The 21,146-nt window shown below is 67.8% G+C and carries 27 protein-coding genes; 24 read left to right on the top strand and 3 right to left on the bottom strand.

The genetic code is table 11. The annotated features are described in order from the left end of the window. Positions 1-38 precede the first annotated feature (38 nt). Positions 39-488, bottom strand: coding sequence for a hypothetical protein (locus tag H4W30_RS07570; RefSeq protein WP_192742106.1), 450 nt, complete (start codon positions 486-488; stop codon positions 39-41). 690 nt (positions 489-1,178) lie between these two features. On the opposite strand from H4W30_RS07570, the gene H4W30_RS07565 reads away from it, so the two are divergent. The 6 genes from H4W30_RS07565 (at position 1,179) to H4W30_RS07540 (ending at position 7,192) form a co-directional block, all read left to right on the top strand. Beyond that, positions 1,179-1,412, top strand: coding sequence for a hypothetical protein (locus H4W30_RS07565; protein ID WP_034317562.1), 234 nt, complete (start codon positions 1,179-1,181; stop codon positions 1,410-1,412). A gap of 69 nt (positions 1,413-1,481) precedes the next feature. Further along, a complete protein-coding gene (locus H4W30_RS07560) occupies positions 1,482-2,186 on the top strand; it encodes an adenine nucleotide alpha hydrolase family protein (protein ID WP_192742105.1) in 705 nt (234 codons plus the stop codon). Continuing rightward, positions 2,170-2,586, top strand: a complete 417-nt coding sequence (locus H4W30_RS07555; protein ID WP_192742104.1) for a hypothetical protein — start codon at positions 2,170-2,172, stop codon at positions 2,584-2,586. Before H4W30_RS07560 ends, H4W30_RS07555 begins: the two co-directional genes overlap by 17 nt. A gap of 900 nt (positions 2,587-3,486) precedes the next feature. Continuing rightward, a complete protein-coding gene (locus tag H4W30_RS07550; RefSeq protein WP_192742103.1) occupies positions 3,487-3,948 on the top strand; it encodes a phage terminase small subunit P27 family in 462 nt (153 codons plus the stop codon). Continuing rightward, positions 3,908-5,653, top strand: coding sequence for a terminase large subunit (locus tag H4W30_RS07545; RefSeq protein ID WP_225948813.1), 1,746 nt, complete (start codon positions 3,908-3,910; stop codon positions 5,651-5,653). Before H4W30_RS07550 ends, H4W30_RS07545 begins: the two co-directional genes overlap by 41 nt. A 21-nt stretch (positions 5,654-5,674) precedes the next feature. After that, entirely contained in the window at positions 5,675-7,192 is a 1,518-nt protein-coding gene (locus tag H4W30_RS07540; RefSeq protein WP_318780556.1) for a phage portal protein, read from the top strand. Positions 7,193-7,662: 470 nt separating this feature from the next. On the opposite strand, the gene H4W30_RS07535 is transcribed toward H4W30_RS07540, so the two are convergent. Further along, positions 7,663-7,848 carry a hypothetical protein gene (locus tag H4W30_RS07535; RefSeq protein WP_192742102.1) on the bottom strand — a complete coding sequence of 62 codons (186 nt, stop codon included), beginning with the start codon at positions 7,846-7,848 and terminating at the stop codon, positions 7,663-7,665. 59 nt (positions 7,849-7,907) lie between these two features. Between H4W30_RS07535 and H4W30_RS07530 the strand changes: the two genes are divergently transcribed. From H4W30_RS07530 to H4W30_RS07495, 8 genes are read left to right on the top strand one after another with little or no spacing between them, the layout of a single operon-like run. Further along, positions 7,908-8,564 carry a hypothetical protein gene (locus tag H4W30_RS07530; protein ID WP_192742101.1) on the top strand — a complete coding sequence of 219 codons (657 nt, stop codon included), beginning with the start codon at positions 7,908-7,910 and terminating at the stop codon, positions 8,562-8,564. A gap of 59 nt (positions 8,565-8,623) precedes the next feature. Then, a complete protein-coding gene (locus tag H4W30_RS07525; RefSeq protein WP_192742100.1) occupies positions 8,624-9,607 on the top strand; it encodes an SU10 major capsid protein in 984 nt (327 codons plus the stop codon). Then, complete coding sequence (locus H4W30_RS07520) at positions 9,607-9,786, top strand: hypothetical protein (protein ID WP_192742099.1); 180 nt, start codon at positions 9,607-9,609, stop codon at positions 9,784-9,786. Before H4W30_RS07525 ends, H4W30_RS07520 begins: the two co-directional genes overlap by 1 nt. Positions 9,787-9,820: 34 nt before the next feature. Next, positions 9,821-10,177 (top strand): hypothetical protein, encoded by a 357-nt coding sequence (locus H4W30_RS07515; RefSeq protein ID WP_192742098.1) that lies wholly within the window; start codon positions 9,821-9,823, stop codon positions 10,175-10,177. A gap of 14 nt (positions 10,178-10,191) precedes the next feature. After that, entirely contained in the window at positions 10,192-10,521 is a 330-nt protein-coding gene (locus H4W30_RS07510; RefSeq protein ID WP_192742097.1) for a head-tail adaptor protein, read from the top strand. A gap of 4 nt (positions 10,522-10,525) precedes the next feature. Further along, on the top strand, positions 10,526-10,837 hold the full coding sequence (locus H4W30_RS07505; RefSeq protein ID WP_192742096.1) for a hypothetical protein: 312 nt from the start codon (positions 10,526-10,528) through the stop codon (positions 10,835-10,837). After that, on the top strand, positions 10,834-11,256 hold the full coding sequence (locus H4W30_RS07500; RefSeq protein ID WP_192742095.1) for a hypothetical protein: 423 nt from the start codon (positions 10,834-10,836) through the stop codon (positions 11,254-11,256). Before H4W30_RS07505 ends, H4W30_RS07500 begins: the two co-directional genes overlap by 4 nt. A gap of 11 nt (positions 11,257-11,267) precedes the next feature. Further along, a complete protein-coding gene (locus tag H4W30_RS07495) occupies positions 11,268-11,918 on the top strand; it encodes a phage tail tube protein (RefSeq protein ID WP_192742094.1) in 651 nt (216 codons plus the stop codon). Between the two features lie 2 nt (positions 11,919-11,920). Here the strand turns inward: H4W30_RS07495 and H4W30_RS07490 are convergent, their stop codons facing one another. Beyond that, positions 11,921-12,388 carry a hypothetical protein gene (locus tag H4W30_RS07490; RefSeq protein ID WP_192742093.1) on the bottom strand — a complete coding sequence of 156 codons (468 nt, stop codon included), beginning with the start codon at positions 12,386-12,388 and terminating at the stop codon, positions 11,921-11,923. A gap of 98 nt (positions 12,389-12,486) precedes the next feature. Here H4W30_RS07490 and H4W30_RS07485 point away from each other — a divergent pair, with 98 nt between their 5' ends. The 10 genes from H4W30_RS07485 to H4W30_RS07440 are packed head-to-tail and all read left to right on the top strand — an operon-like array spanning position 12,487 to position 21,146. Beyond that, positions 12,487-12,765: a hypothetical protein gene (locus H4W30_RS07485; RefSeq protein ID WP_192742092.1), complete on the top strand. Its 279-nt coding sequence runs from the start codon at positions 12,487-12,489 to the stop codon at positions 12,763-12,765. After that, on the top strand, positions 12,681-13,178 hold the full coding sequence (locus tag H4W30_RS07480) for a hypothetical protein (RefSeq protein WP_192742091.1): 498 nt from the start codon (positions 12,681-12,683) through the stop codon (positions 13,176-13,178). Before H4W30_RS07485 ends, H4W30_RS07480 begins: the two co-directional genes overlap by 85 nt. A gap of 27 nt (positions 13,179-13,205) precedes the next feature. Beyond that, complete coding sequence (locus tag H4W30_RS43660; protein WP_225948812.1) at positions 13,206-16,127, top strand: phage tail protein; 2,922 nt, start codon at positions 13,206-13,208, stop codon at positions 16,125-16,127. Between the two features lie 20 nt (positions 16,128-16,147). Continuing rightward, on the top strand, positions 16,148-16,990 hold the full coding sequence (locus tag H4W30_RS07470; protein WP_192742090.1) for a hypothetical protein: 843 nt from the start codon (positions 16,148-16,150) through the stop codon (positions 16,988-16,990). Then, the gene (locus H4W30_RS07465; protein WP_192742089.1) at positions 16,991-19,249 is read left to right on the top strand and encodes a hypothetical protein; all 2,259 of its coding nucleotides are present in this window, start codon (positions 16,991-16,993) and stop codon (positions 19,247-19,249) included. Between the two features lie 15 nt (positions 19,250-19,264). Beyond that, positions 19,265-19,582, top strand: coding sequence for a hypothetical protein (locus tag H4W30_RS07460; RefSeq protein WP_192742088.1), 318 nt, complete (start codon positions 19,265-19,267; stop codon positions 19,580-19,582). Next, a complete protein-coding gene (locus H4W30_RS43655; RefSeq protein ID WP_225948811.1) occupies positions 19,579-20,544 on the top strand; it encodes a LysM peptidoglycan-binding domain-containing protein in 966 nt (321 codons plus the stop codon). The genes H4W30_RS07460 and H4W30_RS43655 overlap by 4 nt, the downstream gene beginning before the upstream one ends. Further along, entirely contained in the window at positions 20,526-20,669 is a 144-nt protein-coding gene (locus H4W30_RS07450; RefSeq protein ID WP_158005398.1) for a hypothetical protein, read from the top strand. The genes H4W30_RS43655 and H4W30_RS07450 overlap by 19 nt, the downstream gene beginning before the upstream one ends. Before the next feature lie 5 nt (positions 20,670-20,674). Next, on the top strand, positions 20,675-20,968 hold the full coding sequence (locus H4W30_RS07445; protein ID WP_192742087.1) for a hypothetical protein: 294 nt from the start codon (positions 20,675-20,677) through the stop codon (positions 20,966-20,968). After that, the gene (locus H4W30_RS07440; protein ID WP_192742086.1) at positions 20,961-21,146 is read left to right on the top strand and encodes a hypothetical protein; all 186 of its coding nucleotides are present in this window, start codon (positions 20,961-20,963) and stop codon (positions 21,144-21,146) included. Before H4W30_RS07445 ends, H4W30_RS07440 begins: the two co-directional genes overlap by 8 nt.

Genomic DNA, 21,146 nt, shown 5'->3' with positions numbered 1-21,146 from the left:
ATTCGGTGTTGCTGCACCAAATCGGGAGATCGAATAACTCAGAATTTCCGGACAACCCCAGTTGTCCACGCGGGATCGCGGTGATCGTCTTCGCTGACGAGGACGATGCTCGCCCTGAAGCGTCGATCTGACAGGTCTTGCAGGTTGCGCCAGTTGTACAGCTCCAGCATCTCGGACAGCTGGTAGATCAGCGAGTTCGCCCAATCGCTATACCTGTCAGTGCCGATGCTCGCGAAGATCTTTGAGTCCGGGATGCCCGCGATGTAAAGGCGCAGCAATTCACCTTCCTCGACGTGAAGGCTCGATTCGATTCGGCAAGCGGCACCATTGGAGCGCGCCCACAGTGAAGCGGCCGCCTCGCGCCGCAAAGCCCAGATCTCCTCGCCCAGGTCTGCGAGGATTCTTTCCGCCAAGACGGGCAGATCTACGAGACTGGCGGTCGCGTTGTATCTGCTTCCATACTCACGTGTTGGCTTTTCGTCGTTCATTGGTTCACCTTTCGATTTCGGGGTTTTGCTGAACCCCTGCCGAACAAAATTGAGAGTGTCAGGCAATCTGAAACTAAATCAAGAATTCCGGAAAAGTTCACCCGATTGGACTAATTAGAGGTATTGACAATGGTCTCGTCGGCAGTTCCAAAGGGGCGTGGCTTGCCTGATCGCCCACGGCGTCCCTGTACCGGTGTCGGCTGCTCAAATTCAACCCGGACCGGCGGCCGTTGCCCCGATTGCAAATCGAGAGCCCGAGCGGCCTTCGGCACCTCTGCGCAGCGGGGGTACTCCGGCGCTCATAGATCCCGGTTCAGGCCCGGCGTCCTCGCTCGTGACCCTGTCTGCCGATGTGACAGCACAACCTGTCCGCACCATGCCGAGACTGAATGCACTGAACCGTCCACAGTGGCCGATCATTGGCCACTGATCCGCAGAGACCTTGTGGTTGCTGGCCTTGACCCTGACAACCCGGTGCATGGGAGAGGGTTGTGTTCCCGCTGCCACAGCCGAGTCACTGCACTCACCGGCACGACGCGCGGCGGCTGGAACCAGCGCTGAACGTTTCGCGATATCGACGGCCGCGTCTCGGGCAGGGCGCGTACCGTCCACTTGCGACCCCAGGGGGAGGTCCCCTGGACGAGGTCTCGGCGCACAAGCCCCTGAACCCCGGAGGGGTGGTGCCAGGTTTTGAGCGCCCCTTCCCCTACGTCTGACCCGATCGCTCGCGCCGAGCAGCGGCGCGCTGACCTCGCCCACGAACTGGAGCGCGCCGCCGAGCAGGCGGACGCGTGGCACGCGGAACGAAATCGCCTGGTCATCGAGCTGGTAGCGGCGGGTGAGTCCTACCGCGACACCGCAGTGCCCGCGCGGCTCTCGGCGTCCGGCGTCGGCAAGATCGTCCGCCGCGACCGGGACGGCTGAGACCGGAGAAACCGTTGCCCTGGTGCACATTCGTGCACTCGGTGCCCGCCATGAGCTACGGAGGTGCCCGTGATCACCATCGACGGCTTGCCGTCGTCAGACAGCATCCTCGGCGAGATGGAGGCCGAGGGAAAACCGGTTCTGCTCGCTTTCTCCCGAGGTAAGGACTCGCTGAGCGCGTGGTTGGCGTTGCGTGAACGCGGCATCCCCGTGGTGCCGTATCACCTCTACAGCGTGCCCGGCCTGCAGTTCGTCGCCGACAGCCTCAAGATGTATGAGGACTTCTTCGGGCAGAAGATCTACGATCTGCCCCACCCCAGCCTCTACCGGTGGCTGGTCAACTACGTGTTCTGCCCGCCTGAGCGGTGGCGGATCATCGACGCGGCCGGGCTGACGGAGTTCACCTACGAGGACGTGGCCGCGACGCTGCGCCAGGACGTCGGCCTGCCCGCCGACGCGTGGAACGTCGACGGCGTCCGGGCCACCGACAGCCCGATGCGTCGCATGGCCATGTCCACCCACGGCCCGATCCGCCAGGACACGCGCAAGGTCTCGGCCATCTGGGATTGGCAAATCGCCGACGTCCGGGCCGCGATCACCCGGCACAGTTGCCCGCTGCCGATCGACTACGAGTGGTACGGCCGATCCTTCGACGGCCTGGACTACCGGTTCATCGAACCGCTGAGCCGTCACGCACCCGAGGACTACGCCCGCGTCCTGGACTGGTTCCCCCTCGCCGAGCTGGAGTTGCTGCGCCATGACCTCACCCGCTGACGATCCGAACGCCGCGCTGCTCGCGCAGCTCAAAATGTCGTCGTCCGTGTCCGGCATGAAGTCCAATGACGACGTGCTGGCCCTGCTCACGGCCGAGCCGGACCCCGATCCGCTCGCCGGCGTCGAATACACGGGCGACGAAGAGGACGACGCGCGCGCCGAGCTCGACGCGCTGCACCGCGGCTTCCGCGAACGCACCGCCCGCGAGCTGGAACGGATGCAGCTCGCGACCGAAAGCGAGTACTGGTTCTGCGTCTGCTTCAAGAGCCAGGACGACAAGGACGCCTTCCTCTCCGCCGCCGGTCTCGTCGTCATCGGGGACAAGTACCTCGACGGCTACGCCACCGCGGAACTGCTCGGCGTCACGATGCCCGAACCCGACGACACCGAGAGGGGGTGAACTGAATGCCTCCACGCAAGCGACAGACCGCCGCCGCAGCCAAGCGACGCGGAGCCGCCCGCAAGAAGGCCACCACCGCCCCCAAGGCGAAGGGGCGCGGCAAGGCGTCGAGCGGCTCTAGCTGAGTTCTAGCGGCAGCGCCCAGCGTTAGGGCGCCGTGAGGGCTACGCGTAACTACGCGGTAGTCTCAGGCCATTGCTGCTTTGACACTTAAGTGTCAAAGCAGCAATAACCCAGGTGAGGGCGACGTTCGTCTAGGACGAACGCCGCCTCCTGCCTAGCCCAGCAGTCTCCATAACTCGTGGGCCAGGTCAGCCAGCACCTTGAGGAGCTGGGTCACCGTGATGAGGTTGCGTCTCCAGTTGGGATTTTTGTCCCGACTGGAGACGTGATCCAACGGCGGGCCACCGGTTTTCTCCGGCGACGAGCCGCGACACTTGTCCGGCGGTGGTTCACCGGAGCCGTCTCCATCCTTTCGGCTTTCACTCATTCGTGTTCTCTCCTTTCCGGCGATCTGCCGATCTTCCGATCGCCTACCCCGGACGATCGAGAACGAGGAGACCACGAAGCGAGTGACGCCGCGCACGAGAATAACCGACCCCAAACGGCCCGGTGACGCGGGGTCGTTCCCGACGGTGCAAACTTGTTGCAGCGCAACAAGTTTGCTCTCTGCGATGTTAGATTTGGTTGACGCTAAGGTCGATGTAACTTCTAGTTGACAGCTAAGTTGGCGTGTAATTTATAAGCTACAGCCACACTAGGATCTTAAGTCTGCTTACTCTTCGGGTTTAAACCTGGACTAGTACGCGTCTCTATAACTAGTTCAGAACTAGTCTTTGACTAGTCTTTCGTAAGACTAAAGCGTTGCTCGCTACACGTCCCGCTGGTGGTGGTTGCCACATGGGAAAGCGCGGACCTGCGGGGAAGCCAACCTCGCTGCGGATTTTGCACGGTGACCGCAAGGACCGGATCAACGATGCGGAGCCGGTGCCGCCTGTAGTGGAGGTCGTGCCGCCGGAGTGGCTGTCGGAGAAGGGGCGGGCGGTCTGGGATCGGCTCGCGCCGAGCATGATCACCCGCAAGGTGCTGACCGCGTGGGACGTCGACGCGTTCGGTGTGCTGTGCGAGGCGTTGGCTCGCTATGCCGTGGCGACCGCGCTGGTGAACGGCTCGGCGCTCCTGGTGCCTGGTGGCGGTGGCCTGGTGCCGAATCCGGCGTTGAAGGTGCAGGCCGATTCTGAGCGCACGTTCTTGACGTTCGCGGCGCGGTTTGGGCTGACTCCGTCGGACCGGCAGGCGATTAAGGCCGAGGTGAGCGCCGATGGCGGGACCTCGGGCGACGCGGGCCGCCTCCTCTCCTAAACCCCGTTCCCGCACGCGGAAACCCAGTTCCAAGACCGGCACGCCGAAGGCCCCGCGGCTTCCGGTGTGCGGCTGGTCGTTCGACGGACGTGCCTGCCGCCAACGCGGCGACCACCTCTGCCACCAGCGCGCCGACCATGCGCAGGCGTTCGCCGAAGAGATCTGCGTGCACACCAAAGACCGGTGGGCACGAACCCCGTTCATCCTCGCCGACTGGCAGCGCGACGACATTGTCCGGCCGCTGTTCGGCGAGGTCCGGTGGGATCCGGAGTGGCAGACCTACGTCCGCCGCTACCGGTCCGGCTGGATCGAACTCGCGCGGAAGAACGGCAAGTCCGAGCTGCTGGCGTTCGTCGCGCTGTACATGCTCGTCGGGGACGGCGTCGAGTCCGCCGAGGTCTACGGCGCTGCCCGCGACAAGGACCAGGCGCGGCTGGTGTTCAACGTCGCCGCCCGCATGGTCGCGCTGTCCCCGGTGCTGTCGAAACGGCTACGGGTGGTCGAGCACGCCGCCCGGATCGTGGACGAGAAAACCAACTCGGTCTATCAGGTCGTCGCGGCCGACGCGCTGGGCAACCTCGGGTCAAACCCGTCGTGCGTGATCTTCGACGAGGTCCTGACCCAGCCGAACGGTGACCTGTGGGCCGCGCTGCGGACCGGCATGGGAACCCGCGTGCAACCGCTGCTGCTCGCGGCCACGACGGCGGGCAACGACCCCACCAGCTTCGCCAAGTCCGAGCACGACGAGTGCGTGAAGATCGCCGAAGACCCGTCCCGCGCACCGCACCGCTTCGTCTACCTGCGCAACCTGCCCGCCGACGCGGACCCCTGGGACGAAGCGAACTGGTACTACGCCAACCCCGCCCTGGGGGACTTCCTCTCCCTGGCCGCGCTGCGCGAAGAAGCGCTGGAAGCGCGCAACGACCCGGCGCGGGAGAACAGCTTCCGGCAGTACCGGCTGAATCAGTGGGTATCGCAGTCCACGCGGTGGATGCCCATGCACCTCTACATCGCGTGCACCGGAACCGAGTTCGCCGAACCGGCGCGACTGCGGGAGCTGGTTGCTCGCCGGCCAGCGTGGGGCGGGCTGGACCTTGCGTCCAAGCTGGACCTGACGGCCTGGTGCCTGATAGTGCCGGACGGCATCGACGGCCACGTCTCGGCGCTGTGGCGGTTCTGGCTGCCCGAGGCCGGAGTGGATTTCCTCGACGAGCACACCGACCACCGTGTCTCTCAGTGGGTCGATCAAGGGTGGATCACCACCACGCCCGGCGAGGTCATCGACTACGAGGTGATCGAGGCCGACGTCGCCGCCGACTGCGCGGCGCTGCGGGTCGCCGATATCAACTACGACGAGTGGAGCGGCGAACCCGTCCGCCAGCGCCTGGAACGGGTCACGCGAGTACCGATGTATCCGGTGCCGCAGACGTTCCGCGGAATGACCCACGGCATGACCGAACTCATGACGCTCACCCGCTCCCGCTCGTGGTCGCACCACGGCAATCCCGTGGCGGCGTTCTGCTTCGACTCCGTGGAGGTGCGCCATCCACCCGGAGAACCCGACCTCATCCGACCCGACAAACCCCAGCGCGGGAAGACCGGCAAGCGCATCGACGCGGTACCCACCGCCGCCATGGCGGTCTCCGGGTGGCGGCTGCGCGGCCAGAAGCCGAAGAAGTCCGGCCGGATGGTCGTCATGGGCTGAACGCGACGGACGGAGGTCGCCGTGGCTGTGAACCTCGCTGAGCTGACGTCTGAACAGTGGATCACCCGCATCACTCGCCAGCACGACGCGCAGATCCCGGGTCTGGAAATCCTCGATGCCTACTACGAGGGCGAGCAGTCGCTGTCGTACATGCACCCGGAGCTGCTGCGCCGCCTGGACACCCGCGTGCGCCAGGTCGTGATCAACTGGCCTGAGCTGGTCGTGGACTCACTCGATGAGCGCCTCGACGTGACCGGGTTCCGGCTCGGCGGCGAGCAGGCCGCCGACCGCGAGCTGTGGAACATCTGGGCGGCGAACGAACTGGGACTGCACTCCGAGCAGGCGCACATCGACGCCCTGGTGCTCGGCCGGTCCTTCGCGATCGTCGGCACGAACGAGGCCCGGCCGTCGATGCCGCTGGTGACGGTCGAGTCCCCGTTCGACGTTCATGTGGACATTGACCCGCGTACCCGCGAGGTCCGGGCCGCGCTGAAGCGGCAGTTCTCCGAGGACGGCGACGGGGACCAGTCCGAGGCTTACGCCACGCTGTACCTGCCGAACGAAACCATCTGGTACTCCTCCGACAACGGCGGCGGGGTCTGGGAAGAGACCGACCGTGACGGGCACGGCATGGGCGTCGTGCCCGTCGTGCCGCTGGTGAACCGGCCCCGCACGCGGCGGCGCCGCAGCGCGCCCCCGCGGCTTGGTCGCTCGGAGCTGGCGAGCGTCCTTCCGCTGTCGGACGCGGCCTGCAAGATCGCCACCGACATGATGGTGAGCGCGGAGTTCCACGCGATGCCGAGACGGTACGCGCTCGGTTTCGACAAGGACGATTTCGTTGACAGCAAGGGAAACCCGCTCACTCCGTGGGAGGCCGTCGCCGGCGTTCTCTGGGCGTCCTCGAAATCGCCGAAGGATGACGGGGTGGCGGTCGGGCAGTTCCCCGAAGCCGACCTGTCGAACTTCCACAACACGCTCAACACCCTGGCCCGTCTCGTGGCCAGCCTGTCTGGGCTCCCGCCGCACTTCCTCGGCTACAGCACGGAGAACCCCGCCAGCGCGGAGGGGATCCGGTCGTCGGAGTCCCGTCACATCAAACGGGCCGAGCGGCGGCAGCGCTCGTTCGGCAGCGGCTGGAACCGCGTGGCGCAGCGCATCCTGCACGTGCGTGACGGCAAGGTGCCCGACGAGGCGCTACGGGTCGAAACCCAGTGGGTCGATCCGGCTACGCCGACGTTCGCCGCGCAGGCCGACGGCGTGGTGAAGCTGTACTCGGCGGACAAGCTCCTGCCGCGTCGCTCGGCCCGCCGTGCACTCGGCTACTCCGACGCGCAGATCCGCGACATGGAGACCGAGGACCGCGAGGTCAACACCCAGCACGGCGACCGAGATGCTTCGACCGAGAACGGCTCGACGCAGGATCGAGATCCCGCAGAGCTGCCGGACCGTCAGGAACAGGACCGGCCGAGCGTGCTTGCCGGATCACGGCTTCGGCCCGCGCTGGCGGTGCAGTTCCGCGAACCGGCAAGCGCGTCGTAACGCTGGCTGGCCAGCGTGGACATACCAGGCGCGCGACGTATCAGCGCAGCTCAGGCCGTATAGCCTGCCACCGGAGGGCGTTGCATAATCGAACACATGTCCGATCGCAGAGGCGTGCCGTACCTGCACACGGTTGACCCAGGTCAACCCGTGTGGGTCGACCTGCGCCACGTCTTTCCGATCGGGACGCCCAAGGGGTCTGTCCCCGATGGACTGGACCTCACTGGCCTGGTTCCGGGAACGCTCAGCGCCTGGATCGCAACGACCACCGGTCACTGGGTCGGCTGGGTTAGCTTCACGCTCGGAACACCCGGCTCGGGCGGCACGCCACACCGACAATGGATCTTGGCGGACGCGCTACTTCCGCGTGTCAAAGTCTCAAACAAGCCATAGCTAGATGGTCACATGCGCTGTTCAGAACGCTTCCGTGGCGGCTTTGTAACGCAAACTACGGAGCAAACATCGTCGTTTTAAAGGCTTTTTTTTGAAGGTGCAGCAGCAATCGCGCCGCCTGCGAACGTGATCATGGCGGCCAGCATCCAGGTGAGCTGCCACGCGGTGATGCCGTTGCTGGCACCGGCGACGACTTGAGCTCCGACCGAGCACGCGCCAAGGACGGCCACAGCGGCCTGGGTTCGCGTCGGCTTGGCGTTCACGCCACGAGTTTTTCATACGTGCCTCTGTGGCACTCAGCGCATCTCCATGAGGACAGGTAGTGACTGATTCCCGCGTACCCGGCGACAACGCCCCCACCTCGCAGACCCCGCCGGGGCCGAGCACGACCCCGCCCGAAACCGGGCAGACCAGCACACCGGCCGAGGCCGGACCGGCCGCCGAAGTGGATTACAAGGCCCTGTTCGAGCAGGCTCAGGCCAAGCTGAGCAAGGCCGAGAAGGCCGCTAAAGACCACAAGGCGAAGGTGGCGAAGCTCGACGCGATCGAGGCCGAGCAGCAGACCGACGCAGAGAAAGCCGCCAAGCGCGCCGAGTCCGCCGAGAAACAGGTGGCCGTGTTGCGGCGGCGGGCGGTGGACGCGGAAATCCGCGCCGCCGCATCCGGGTGGGCGGATCCGACCGACGCGCCCCGCTACCTCGACGACCGCGACCGCTACGTCAGCACCGATGGCGAGATCGACACCACCGCCATTGCGGCCGACCTCGCCGCGGTTCTCCTCGCCCGCCCGCATCTGGCCCGGACCGGTGAACCGGCCGGTCCTCGCCGGCCTGCGCCCGACCCGTCACAGGGCGCGCGGCAGTCCGGCCCGGCGGGCTATGACTCGCAGATCGCCGACGCGGAGAAGCGCGGCGACTGGGCCACCGCGATCACGCTGAAGAACCAGCGCCTCGCCGAACAGGCAGCTCAGAAGCGCTAGCCGCGCTTGTTCCCGGCCGCACCGGCGGCACACCATCTGTACACCTTTAGGAGACCGTTATGCCTGGTGTGGCCGCGATCGCCAACACCTACAACGCACCAAACTTCGTGGGCGAACTGTTCGCCCTCACTCCGACCGACACTCCGTTCCTGTCCGCCATCGGTGGTCTGACCGGCGGCAAGCGCGCCAACGCCGTCGTGCACACCTGGCAGGTCTACGACCTGCGCGCCCCGGACGCGAACCGGCAGCGTGCCGAAGGCGCGGACGCGCCCAGCCCGGACACCCGCGTTCGGGGTACCGACCGCAACGTCCTGGAGATCCACCAGGAAACCATCGGCGTCACCTACACCCGCCAGGCCACCCAGCAGATGTTCGCGAGCACCGGCTCGGCCAACCCCAACGCGGCGTCGATCGGCGGCACGAACCCGGTCGTGAACGAAATGGACTGGCAGACCCGTCAGGCGCTGATCCAGATCGGCCGCGACGTCGAAGCCGGGTTCATCACCGGCACGTTCCAGGAGCCCACCGACAACTCCAAGGTGCGCAAGACGCGCGGGATCCTGGAGGCGACCAAGACGAACGTGATCACCAACGCCACCCCCGCGCCGCTGACGGAAGCGATGGTGCTGGACCTGCTGCAAAAGGTCTGGACGAGCGGCGGTATCCAGGTGTCGGAGACCGCGACCCTGATGTGCGGGGCGTGGCAGAAACGGCAGCTGACGAACGAGTTCATCACGAAGAAGAACTACCGCGAGCAGACCCGCAACGTCGCCGGAGTCTCCCTGACGACCATCGAAACCGACTTCGGCACGCTGAACGTGATGCTCAACCGCTACATGCCCGCCGATGCCGTCGAAGTGGTGTCCCTGGACCAGTGCGCGCCGGTGCTGCTCGAGACGCCCGGCAAGGGCTTCCTGTTCTCCGAACCCCTGGCCAAGACCGGCTCGGTGGACAAGGCCCAGATCTACGGCGAGATCGGGCTGGAGTACGGGCCGGAGAACGCCCACGGCAAGATCACCGGCCTGACCGTGGCGGGTGCCTGATGAAGTTCACCAGCACGAAGTATCCAGGGCTGACCGTGCACGACCTCGGCGTCACCTTCGTCGACGGTGAGGCAGAGGTCACCGACAAGGCCACCGCCGACGCGCTCAAGAAACTGCCGTCCGAGGTCGGGGTCCGCGCGGCCGGTGGACGTCCGCCGAAGGACGGTCCGGACAGCTGAGCACGTCCAGCCGGTGGCGGGAGGTGATCACCTCGTGTCCCTTCCGCCGCTGGCGACCGTCGCCGACGTCCGCAAACGATCCGAAGCCCCGCTGACCACCGAGCAGGAAGCCCGTGCCGCCGTGCTCCTGGAGGACGCCTCCGCGTGGGTCCGGCACGAGGTTCCCGACCTGTCGGACCCACCGCCGGACACCGCTCCCGGTGTCATTTGCACGGCGGTCCTGCGGGCGCTGGCGTCCCCGGCGGACGGCAACACCTCCGAAACCGTCGGCGGGCATTCCCGGACCGCCGCCCATGCCGGGGGCGGCCTGTACTTCACAGAAGACGAACTGGCCCTGCTGCGCGCACCAGTCCCGGCACCCCGTGCGGCGTTCACCATTTGGACTGTGTGAGGCGGTGAACCCTCGTGCGTTTCCCGCATCGCTTGATCGTCGTCACCCCGGCCCCGCAGCCGGACGAGTACGAGAACCCGGTACCTCGGCTCACCTACGGCCCGGACGCACCTCGGCGGACCGTGGCCGGACTCGTTCAGCCGGGGAGTTCGACCGAACCGGCCGCGCCCGGCCGTCAGGCAGTGGTCACCGGCTGGCGGGCGTTCACCGCCGTACCGGTCACCGCGCGGGAACGAATCGAGTGGGACGGGCGGACGTTCGAGGTGTCCGGGGAACCGGCGCGGTGGTCACCGCGGTTCGGCTACGTCCACTACGAACTCACCCTGACCCACGTGGAGGGCTGAACAGATGGCCCTGGAACGCGTCACGATCGACTACGCCGCCGTCGCGGAACTCCTGCACTCGGCCGAGTTCGAGCAAGAGATCCGGGCCGTTGCTGAAAAGGTCGGCGAGACCGTCCGCGCGTCCGGGCATGTGGTGACCTCGGGTGAGCCGCTGCCGATCGACGTCTACTCCGACCCAGACACCGACCGTGTGGGCTGGTCGGTCGCCATCCGCCACCCCGCCGGACTCGGGATGGAAGCACGCTACGGGCTGCTCAAACGCGCGGCGGAAACCGCGGGCCTGTCGGTCGAGAGCGAACAGGACGACGGGACGTGACAGGTCCTGTGCCGGTGCCGGTCGACGTCGCCGGGCTGGTCGTGCGGCGCCTGCGCGGTCTGCTCGCCGGCCAGGGCCTCGCGGTCGCCGAACGGGTCCAGGTCTCGACCGAGACCGGCGCGGGGCCGGACGGCGGACCGCCGTCGCTGCCGTGGCTGCTCGTCGCCGAGGACGGCCACACCTGGACCTGGCCCGCCGTGCAACGTGCCGTCATCCGGCTGACCGCCTGGCACCACAGCCCGCACACCTCGAAGGCCCTCGCCTCGCTCGCGCTCGGCCTGCTCTGCGCACCCGCACCGCCAAGCCCCATCATCCGAGCCGAACCAATCGCCGCGCCGCTCGCGGGGATCGATCCACACACGGCCGCACCGCTGGCCACCTGCGCCGCCGCTGTCTTCGCGCGCACCCCCACCATTTGAGGTTTCCCTACATGGCAATGAATTCCGCGCTCGTCCGCGTCCCCGGTACCGGTGAGGTGTCGCTCGCGCCAGCCGACACCCCCGAACCCGCCGACCCGATCGCACCTCTCGCGGCCCCATGGGTCGGTCTCGGGCTGTCCACCCCGGACGGCACCACCCTGGCCCGCAAAGTCGAAAAAGAGGGCACCGAGCACTGGCAGCAACTCACCCCCGCCCGCTACATCTACAAATCCCAGGAACTCACCGTGGCCTCGGTGTTCCAGGAAACCAAGGGTGAAGTCCTCAGCGCGTACTTCGGTGGCATGAAATTCGCCGCCGTCGGCACCAGTACCCCGAAGGTTTATCGGGCCGAGATCAGCTCCATCCCCAAGGGCGACGTCCGCGCGCTCTGTGTCGACTGGATCGACAACGTCTCCGACACTGAGGTCTACCACCACCGCCTGTACCTGCCACGCGCCGAGGTGTCCGAAACCGAAGACGCTCAGTGGGGCCGCGCCCAGGAAGCGCGCTGGGGCATGAAGTTCTCCGCCCTGGCACCACCGAAGGGAAAAACCTACATCGCCGTGTGGCTCACCGACGACCCCGCTGTGCTGTTCGGGGCACCTGCGGTCACCACGGGAGCGCTCGACGTGATCACCGAGGACCAGTCGCGCGTGAAGTAACGCTAAGCCAGCGCAGCCAAGACGTTCCGCAGCTCAGCCAGCGAGCTGTATTCCAGTTCCACCGAGCCGTGCAAAGCCCACGGCTTGTGCGACCCGAACGCAATCACCGGCCCGTGCAACCGGACCAAATCCTCGGCCCGCTCAGCCCGCCACACACCGGTCTCCGGCTGGCGCTCCTGCATGAACCTGCCGTACTCGCCATGAGCGAGAATCTGGTCCAGCGCGGCGAGCACCTTGCCCGCGTCCTCGGCCGGAACCGCGAACGCGACGGCCCGCACGATCTCATCCGGAGCGTCAGCCGGGCCGAACGGATGCTCCGCGTCCCACAACACACGCGGCACATGATGCGGCTCTGGGCCCTCGCCGAACACGTAGTCGTTGTAGCCCGAGCCGGTGAGATAGGCCGACTCTCGCCGCACCTCCACCGACCATTCGCCCATCTCAGCGGTGGCATCCAACAACGCGCCCACGTGCGTCTCCCTCATCAGCTTGAACTGGCCGTCCCAGTATCCACACCGCACCGACAAGTCCTCACCGAACACACCTCACCGAAGGAGCACACCACCTGATGGCGACTCGACAGCGCGCGGAAGCAACCGGCAAGCCCGCCTCGCCCGGCGCGGGCTTGGCCGTGACCTGGCGGGGCAAGCGGTTCACCCTGCCCAGTCCGGACCGGTTCCCGCTCGAAGCCCTCGAAGCCGAGGAAGAGGGCAAGCACCTCACGGCGCTGAAACTCATTCTCGGGCTTGACCAGTACACCCAGTGGCGCGGTTTGGCCGCCACAGCCGCCGACGCCGAAGACTTCTCGGCTGTGGTCATGAAGGAGCTGGGGCGGGGAAACCCCTGACGGTCGCCCTGCTGCTCGCGGACGAGGCGACCGCTGAAGCCCTCGAAACAGACCTGCTGCGGTACGGGGTCGATCTGCTCGACCTCTACCGCGGACTCCTGTCCTACCGGCGAGTGTGCGCGCTGGTGGCGCACCTGCCCGAGGACGCGGCGGTCTGGCGGGTGCACGACCCGCACGGCGCGATGACCCGCGCTGAACTCGTGCTCGCCACGGTCGAACGACGGGTCACGGCGTTGTGGGCGACCGTAGCCGTGGCGCTGGGCCAGGATGTCACCGACGCCCAGCTCACTGGCCCGCTCGACACCTGGACCCCGCCCGCGCGCGCCACGCGCACCCCGGTGAGCAGCGCCCCCGCCCACGATGGTGCGGAACTGAAGTCGCTGCGCGAGATCGCGCTCTGGATGCGCGACTGACCTGTCAGACGGGCGGGGTGATCGTCCGTGACCTCGGTTGCTCACGCCTATCTCAAGATCATGCCGTCCCTCCAGGGCTTGGGGCGGCACCTGCGCGATCAGGTCCGTGAGGCCGAAGGGCAGGCCCCGAAGGTCAGCCTGTCGGCCGAGGTGAAAACCGCGCTGCTGCGCGAACAGCTGCGCGTGGCCGCCCGCGAGGGCGATCAGACCGCGATCCGGCTGCTGGCCGAGCTGGAGGCCGAACCGGCTGAAACCCGGTTCGCTGCGCTGAAACGGCGTCTCGACGGCCAGAACATCACGCTCAAGGTCGTCTTGGACAAGTCGGTCGGCGCGAGTATCCGCGGCTTGTCCGAAGTGGACTCCCGGATGCGGGCGGCGACCGGTGCGGTAGCGCTGCACTCGGGCGCGGTTGGCCTGGCCACCTTGAAGTACGGGGCGATGGCGGCCGGTGCCGGGCAGGCCGTGACTGCACTGGGCGGTCTCGGGTCGGTCGCGGCCACCGCGTCGGGGTCGCTGCTGGCGGTGCCTGCTGCCGGGCTCGCGGCCGTGGCGATCATGCAGACGCTGAAGCTCGGGATCTCCGGGTTCTCCGATGCGCTGAAGCAGGAGGATCCGAAGAAGTACGCCGAGGCGATCAAGGACTTTCCGCCTGCGATGGCGGCGGCCGCGAACGCGGTCCGCGCGCTGCGCCCGGAGTTCCTTGGGCTGCGGCAAGAGGTGCAGCAGCGGCTGTTCACTGGCCTGGCTTCGGAGATCACCGCGCTGTCGGGCACGTATCTGCCGTTGCTGCGGAACGGTTTGGGTGGGATCTCCGAGGGGCTGAACGCCGGCGCGCTCGGCTTCGTCGCGTTCGCCCGCGAAGGCCGCACGATCTCTGACGTCGGGGCGATCCTGGGCAATACCTCGGCGACCATGCACGAGCTCTCACGGGCGGTGCAGCCGTTCCTGCAAGGGCTGCGCGATATCGCCGCCGTGGGCGCGGAGTTCCTGCCTGGCTTCGGCTCCGGCCTTGCCGACGGTGCGCAGAAGTTCGCCGACTTCATCGCGGCGGCACGCGAGTCCGGGCAGCTCCGCGACTGGCTCTCGGCCGGTTTGTCGGCAGTGGGTGACCTGGTCACGGTTCTGAAGAACCTGGGGCAGGTCGTGTTCGCGGTGTTCTCCGCCGCCAGCACCGGCGGCGGCGGGCTGCTCACGGTCCTGGTCGACGTCACCGGCCAGATGGCCGAGTTCGTGCGCTCCGCCGAAGGCGCGCGGGCTTTGGGCCAGATCTTCGACGGCTTGCACGCCGTCACATCCGGTTTGATGCCGGTTCTCGTCTCGCTCGGCCAGGCCATCGTCACCTCGATCGCCCCGGCGATCGCGCAGCTCGGGCCGATGATCGGGGCGGCGTTCGCCGCGCTGGCCCCCGCTATCGCTCCGCTCGGCCAGGTCCTCGCCGCCCTGGCTCCTGTGCTGGGCACGGCGGCCCAGGCGTTGGCGGCGGTCCTGGTTCCGGCGGCTGCCGCGCTGGCCCCGATCGTCGGCGCGCTGGCTCCAGCCGTCGCGGAGCTGGTAGGGCAGCTCGGCGGCGCTCTCGGCGCGGCGGTCACCGAGCTGACTCCCACCCTCGTGGAACTCGCGCGGACGCTCGCGCCGCTGATTAACCAGTTCGGCGGGCTCCTGGTGCAGGCGCTGCGGCTCGCGGCGCCGGCGCTCGGGCAGCTGCTGACCGCGCTGTCCCCGATCATCGGGCAGCTCGGCGGCGCGCTGCTGCAAGCTCTCTCGGCCGTCCTGCCGGTGCTGAGCGCGCTGGGCGGGGTGTTCACCTCGGTGCTGCTGGCCGCGCTGAACGCGGTCATGCCGGTGCTTCCCGTTGTGGTGCAAGCGATCCAGCAACTCGCCGGTGTGGTGTCGACCGCGTTGCAGGCGGCCACACCGGTGCTGTCGGAGGTCGGCGGGCTGCTCGGACAGATCGCCGGACAGATTCTCGCGGCGCTGCTGCCGGTGATCCCGCCGCTGGCGGAAGCGTTCCTCGGGATCGTGACCGCGCTGCTGCCGATCCTGCCGCCGCTGCTGCAACTCGTGTCCGGGCTGCTGCCGCCGCTGCTGGACCTGGTGACGTCGCTGCTGCCGGTGATCGTGCAGGCCGCCGGGCTGTTCACCCAGCTCGCCGTCGCGCTGACCCCGCTGATCACGCAGATCAGCCAGCTGTTGATGCCGATCATCCTGGAGCTTTTCGGGCTGGTGAAGGGCAAGTTCTCCGCGATCGTGGAGATCATCTCCGGTGCGCTGACCGTGATCTCCGGCATCATCTCCGTGGTGACGGGCCTGATCTCGGGCAACTGGGATCAGGCGTGGACCGGCGTGAAGAACATCGTCTCCGGCGCCTGGGGAATGATCAAAGGGATCGTCTCGCACAGCATCGGCGGCGTTCTGGACCTCGTCGCCAGCATTCCCGGCCGCATCCTCGGCGCGCTCGGCAACCTCGGCTCCCTGCTGTGGGAAGCCGGACGGAACGTGATCCGCGGCTTGGTCGACGGACTCACCTCCGGGTTCGGCTGGGTGAAAGACCGGCTCGGCGAACTCACCAACTGGATCACCTCGTGGAAGGGACCACCCGCACGGGACCGGGTCCTCCTCACCGGGAACGGCCGCTTGATCATGCGCGGTCTGCTGACCGGGCTAGAAGACGGCGAACCGCAGATCCGGGACTACCTGACCGGCCTCACCAACACCCTGCACGTGGACACATCACCCGCTACCGGCACCCCATCGGCGGTGAACGGCCAGACAGCTGTGCAGGTCCGGCCGGTGTTCCCACCGGGAACGTCCGCATTGGACGCCGCGTCCATCTCGGCCGCCGTGACGGCGGGGGTGCTGCTCGCGCTGGACGGCGCACGGCTCCGCGTCGACGGGGCGGGGACTGCACGACTGGTGAACACGGTCAACGCAGCCAACGCCCGACGCTAACGAAAGGAACGGTGATTGCGGTGGACGAATCCGTGTTCTGGCTGGGGCCGCTCGGCGCGCTACGGGCACTGCCGTCACCGTCGCTGGGCGGAGCCCCGGAAATGGTGCCGGTCCGCACCGGCGGGCTGCACCGGTCAATCACGGGGCGCCCGACACTCGACCGGCTCGGGATCCGCCGCACCTGGGGCCTCACATGGCCCTACCTTGACGAGGACACACACCGGTGGCTGTCGCTGCTGTACGCCGGTCTGCTCGGTGGCCCGGTGTGGTTGCTGGACCCGACCGCCGGAAACCGGCTACCTGTCCAGGTGGCCACGGCCGGGAGCGTCGAGCATGGCCCGGAAGGTTTCGCCACCGCCGGAACCCTCACCTGGCAGGCCACTCCGGTCACCCCTCCCGATCACCCGGCACCTGCGGGGTCCGGGGCTCTGACGTGGACCACAGCCGCCACTGGCGGCGGTCTGCTGCTGGCCCGGTCCGCCGTCCCGATCCTGCCGGGCGAGCCGGTGACGTTCGCCGCCAGCGTCGCTACCACGGTCCCGGTGACGCTGACCGCGTTCGTGCTCAACGCGGCCGACGTCGTGATCACCACCATGTCGACGACACCGGCCACACCCGACAGCAGCGGCGCCCGGATGAGGCTGACCGTCCCCGCGACCGACGGTGCCGCGTCGGTACGCCCCGGTCTGCTGGTCGGGCAGGCCGGAACAGTGACCACCTCGGCGTGGTCGCTCACCAGCGGACCGGAGCCGGTGGTGTGGTCGGCCGGAGGCGGCGCCGCAATGGTGCTGATCGAGTCGATGCCGTGGAAGTACCCCGTTCCCGGGTCGTTCGCGACCACGCTCACCCTGCTGGAGGTATAGGTGACCCAACCCGACGAGCTGGCGGCGGCGGTCGACGCCGCGCAACGCCAGCCCCGCGCCAAGGTCCGCGTGGACTGGGGCAGGAGCGGCGGGTTCGACCATCCGCTCTCGGATCTGTCCACTGTGGCCGAGAACCTGGTCATCGAACGGCAGATCTCCGGGGATCTCCCGGACGAGTGCACCCTCATCGAGGGCTACACGACCGCGACCCTGGCTGCCACCCTCGCCGGCCAGCGCGCCGACGATTCCCGCGACATTGCCCGGATGCTCACGCCGTACAGGCCGGATTCCCTGCTGCGCGACACCGACCTCGTCGACGCTCCGCTGACGTGTGACCTGGGGTTGCTCACCGCGTCGGGGCGGGAACTCGTCCGCCAGTTCACCGGCACTACCCGCACGCTGACGCTGTCGGCGACCGGCCGGTCGGTGGACCTAGCCGCGCTGGACCCTGCCGAAACGCTCCGGGCATCGGTGACGCTGCCGCCGGTCGCGCAAGAGGAGGAGCAGCACTACAACACCACCGAGTGGCCGTTCCAATGGCGCATCAACACCCAATGGGTCATCGACTATGTGTTGCGGCGCAACGGAATTTTCGCGTCCCCGCCACCCCGGCCCGACTGCATGTTCGCGATGACCTGTCACGGCGGCCTGATCGCCGACGTCGGGTTCAACTCCGACTTCGGCTACGGTGAAAAGCTCGACGCGAGCGTGCCCGCGTTCGTCCCCGGTCCCTACGGGATGCTCGCGGCGAACGGGACGGCGAAACTGTCCGCGAACATGAACGCCAACGCGGCGCTGGAGTTCTATCCCAGCTGGCCAAACCGGGGGCACCTGTTCGAGTTCCACTGCAAAGCCGGTGCCAGTAACACCTTCGCGCCGAACATGAACGGCGACATCCTCAGCATGAGCACCGGCGTCCGGGGCATTTCCGGTGGGACGTTTGCCGTCGGTGTTACTACCGGCGGGCGAGTCGTGCTGAAGGTCCACTCGAACCGGTCCCTGGTCACCACGATCAACGGCCCCACTTTCGCCGGTGAGGCCGCGTGGCATCGGGTCGGCCTCTGGTTTCGCTACACCTCGTACCCCACGTACACGATCGAGACCTGCTGGATGGTCGACGGCACGATCACGCCCATCGCGACCGAGACCGTGCCCCTGATCTCCGAGGAAAGCAGCAGCGGCGGAACCCGGGTCTTCGCCTGCACACCGGTGCCGGTGAGCTGCCTGCAAATCAGCATCGCGGCCGCGCCACCCGCGGACTGGGGCGCACCGCACACGCCGCAAGCGGAAATCGACACCGGCCTGAACTGGATGACCGGCCTGCCCGACATCGTCAACGCCGACTCCTTCGACGTCCTCAAACAAGCAGCGGCAGCGGAGTTCGGAGTGATCAGCTACACCGAGAACGGGCGCTTCCGGTTCCTTAACCGCGACACCGTCCACGCCCTGGCCGCGCGACCGGCTACCGCGACCCTCTCCGCTGCCGGGGCGCTCACTGACCTGTCGCTCTCGACCTCCCTGGACTCGATCCGCAACGAGATCAGCCTCACCGCCGTACCCCGGCTGAAATCCATGAAAGACGTCAACGTCTACGAACCCGCGACCGCCGACGAACTCGAAGCCCCCATGGGCACCAGCCGACCGATCGTCACCTTCCAAACCAGGTCCACGTTCCTCGGCAACCTTCTGTCGGTGTACCCCCTCAGCACCTACACGAACGAAGGCTACAAACATTTCTCCGCGTGCCGCCCGATACGCCGGGACACCGGAGCCGAGGTCACCACCGGCATCACGGTACGAGCGATGCCCGTCAGCCAGGACCGCGTCAAGCTGGAAATCCAGAACACCAACAGCTTCGCCATGCGCTTCGCCCTCAACGACCGCCGCACACCAGCCTTGCGGCTCGTCGGTAATCCCGTGATCAACGGCCGCCCCATAGCCCACGTCGCCACCGATGACGCCTCCATCGCCCGCTATGGCCGACGTGTCCTCTCCCTGCCGGACAACCCGTTCCGGCAAACCCTCGACTCCATGCAGGCCATCACGACGTCCCTGCTGGCAGACCTCGCCCAGCCCACCACGGTCCTCAGAGACATTGCCGTCGTCGGCGACCCCCGCCGACGACTCCTCGACACACTCCACATCCACGACCCCGACGGGCTCGGCGGCCCTATCGCCGCTGTCGTCATCGGCAGCCGCCGCACCCTCAACACCACCGACGGCCTCGCCGACACCCTCACCCTCCGGGTCCGCCGCTGAACCCTGGAGCCGCCCGTGACGCCTGACTGGCTCACCGCGCTGGCCGCGACCCTCGGCCCCGCAACCGGTGCCCTCACCGGACTGCTCGCGGCCCGCCGCGCGATCCGCATCGCCCGCACCACGGCCGATCACCAGGCGCTGGCCGAACTGCACGCCGGATATCAGGCGCTGCTGAAAGACCGCGCCACGCACACCCGCGACGTCCTGGCCGAACTCACGGCCGTGAAAACCGAACTGTCCGCCGTGCGCCAGGAGAACGCGCGGCTGCTGCTCGAAGTCGGCGCCCTGCGCGCCCAGATGAACCGCCCACCCGAAGGACCACCAACCCCTTGACCGACTACGGCATCGATGTGTCGCACTGGAACACAGTCAACGACTGGAACGCCGTGCGAGGCAACGGAATCACCTACTGCTCGTTCAAACTCACCGAAGGCACCGGCTACACCGACCGCACCAGCGGCCCCCGCGTCCCAGCTGCCCGGCTCGCCGGCGTCGTCCCCGGCGGCTACCACTTCGCCCGCCCCGGCGACCCGGACGCCCAGGCCGATCACTTCGCCAACCACCTGCGCCAGAACAACCTGCACACCAGCGGATCCCTGGCGCCGATGCTCGACATGGAAGCCGCCGAACTGCGCGGCACCGCCAACGCCTTCATTCCGCGGTTCATCGCACGCCTGCGCGCCGCGACCGGCGTCCGCAAGGTTCTGGTGTACGCGAACCTGGACTGGTTCACCCGAGTCCTCGACCCCGCCCGGTGGGCTGATGACGGCGTGTTGCTGTGGATCGCCCGCTACAACGGCAACCCCGGAAACCCCGGCTGGACCCACCCGAGACTCGCGCTGCACCAGCACACCCAGACCGGGACCGTTCCCGGCATCGGCGGCCACGTCGACCGCAACGCCACCGTCGGGCAGTTCACGCTGTCCGATCTCGTTACCGGCGGCAGCGGCCCGGCGCCGCAGCCGGTTCCGCCGACACCGACGCCACCGGCCGACACCGAGGTCTACACCGTCCGCTCCGGGGACACCCTCTCCGGCATCGCCGCCCGGTTCGGCACCACCGTCGCCGCGCTGGCCGCGCTCAACGGGATCTCCGACCCGAACCGCGTCTACGCCGGGCAGAAGATCCGAATCCGCGGCGGCACTTCCAGCGGCCAGCGATACCGGGTCCGGTCCGGGGACACCCTCTCCGGCATCGCCGCGAAGTTCGGCACCAGCGTCTCCGCTCTCGCCTCGCGGAACAACATCTCGAACCCGAACCGCATCTACGCGGGCCAGTGGCTGACGATCCCGTGACCGGCAACGGCGGCTGGCTGCTCCTGCTCGTCCTGTTCGTCTGGCTGGCCTGGAAAACCGCCCGCGCGTTCGTGCGCGCCTACGACTACCTCGATTCCCTCCCACCCCGCAAACCCAAGGAGTAAGTACCGTGTCCCGCTACCCCCTGCGCATCGCCGGATCCGTCGTCGGCGCGCTCACCGCGATCGTGTCCGGCCTCGTCGGATCCGGACTGATCACCACCGACCAGGGCAACGCCACCACCGGAGTCATCACCGGCCTGGTAACCCTGCTGGCCGCCTTCGGCGTCGTCATCTCCACCGAAAGGAAGGTCACCCCGCTGGTAGACCCCCGCACCCGTCAGGGGGCACCGCTTGTGCCCGCTGAGACCGCCGGAGACACCCCGTACCGGGCCGCCGAGGGCCGGGAGACCGGCCGTGGCTGACACCCGATCCGGCACGGCGATCACCGATCCAGCCTCCGTGCTCACCCCCGCCGCTCTCCAGGCCGCCCGAAATGCGGCGGCCACCGCACCGCCGTTCACCATGGCTCAACGTGACCGGCTCTCCTGCATCTTCGGCCCGACCGTGCGCCGAGTCCACCTGAACAAGGCAGTCGGCTGA

The sequence above is a fragment of the Amycolatopsis roodepoortensis genome, assembly GCF_014873915.1.
Lineage (GTDB): Bacteria > Actinomycetota > Actinomycetes > Mycobacteriales > Pseudonocardiaceae > Amycolatopsis > Amycolatopsis roodepoortensis.
Note: the sequence above shows the minus strand (reverse complement) of the source record. Positions and strands in the feature narration are given on the sequence as shown.

Excerpts from the sequence above, each read along its gene's own strand:
- H4W30_RS07570 (WP_192742106.1), bottom strand. The coding sequence starts at position 488 with ATGAACGACGAAAAGCCAACACGTGAGTATGGAAGCAGATACAACGCG.
- H4W30_RS07555 (WP_192742104.1), top strand. The coding sequence starts at position 2,170 with ATGACCTCACCCGCTGACGATCCGAACGCCGCGCTGCTCGCGCAGCTC.
- H4W30_RS07550 (WP_192742103.1), top strand. The coding sequence starts at position 3,487 with ATGGGAAAGCGCGGACCTGCGGGGAAGCCAACCTCGCTGCGGATTTTG.
- H4W30_RS07545 (WP_225948813.1), top strand. The coding sequence starts at position 3,908 with ATGGCGGGACCTCGGGCGACGCGGGCCGCCTCCTCTCCTAAACCCCGT.
- H4W30_RS07525 (WP_192742100.1), top strand. The coding sequence starts at position 8,624 with ATGCCTGGTGTGGCCGCGATCGCCAACACCTACAACGCACCAAACTTC.
- H4W30_RS07520 (WP_192742099.1), top strand. The coding sequence starts at position 9,607 with ATGAAGTTCACCAGCACGAAGTATCCAGGGCTGACCGTGCACGACCTC.
- H4W30_RS07505 (WP_192742096.1), top strand. The coding sequence starts at position 10,526 with ATGGCCCTGGAACGCGTCACGATCGACTACGCCGCCGTCGCGGAACTC.
- H4W30_RS07495 (WP_192742094.1), top strand. The coding sequence starts at position 11,268 with ATGGCAATGAATTCCGCGCTCGTCCGCGTCCCCGGTACCGGTGAGGTG.
- H4W30_RS07485 (WP_192742092.1), top strand. The coding sequence starts at position 12,487 with ATGGCGACTCGACAGCGCGCGGAAGCAACCGGCAAGCCCGCCTCGCCC.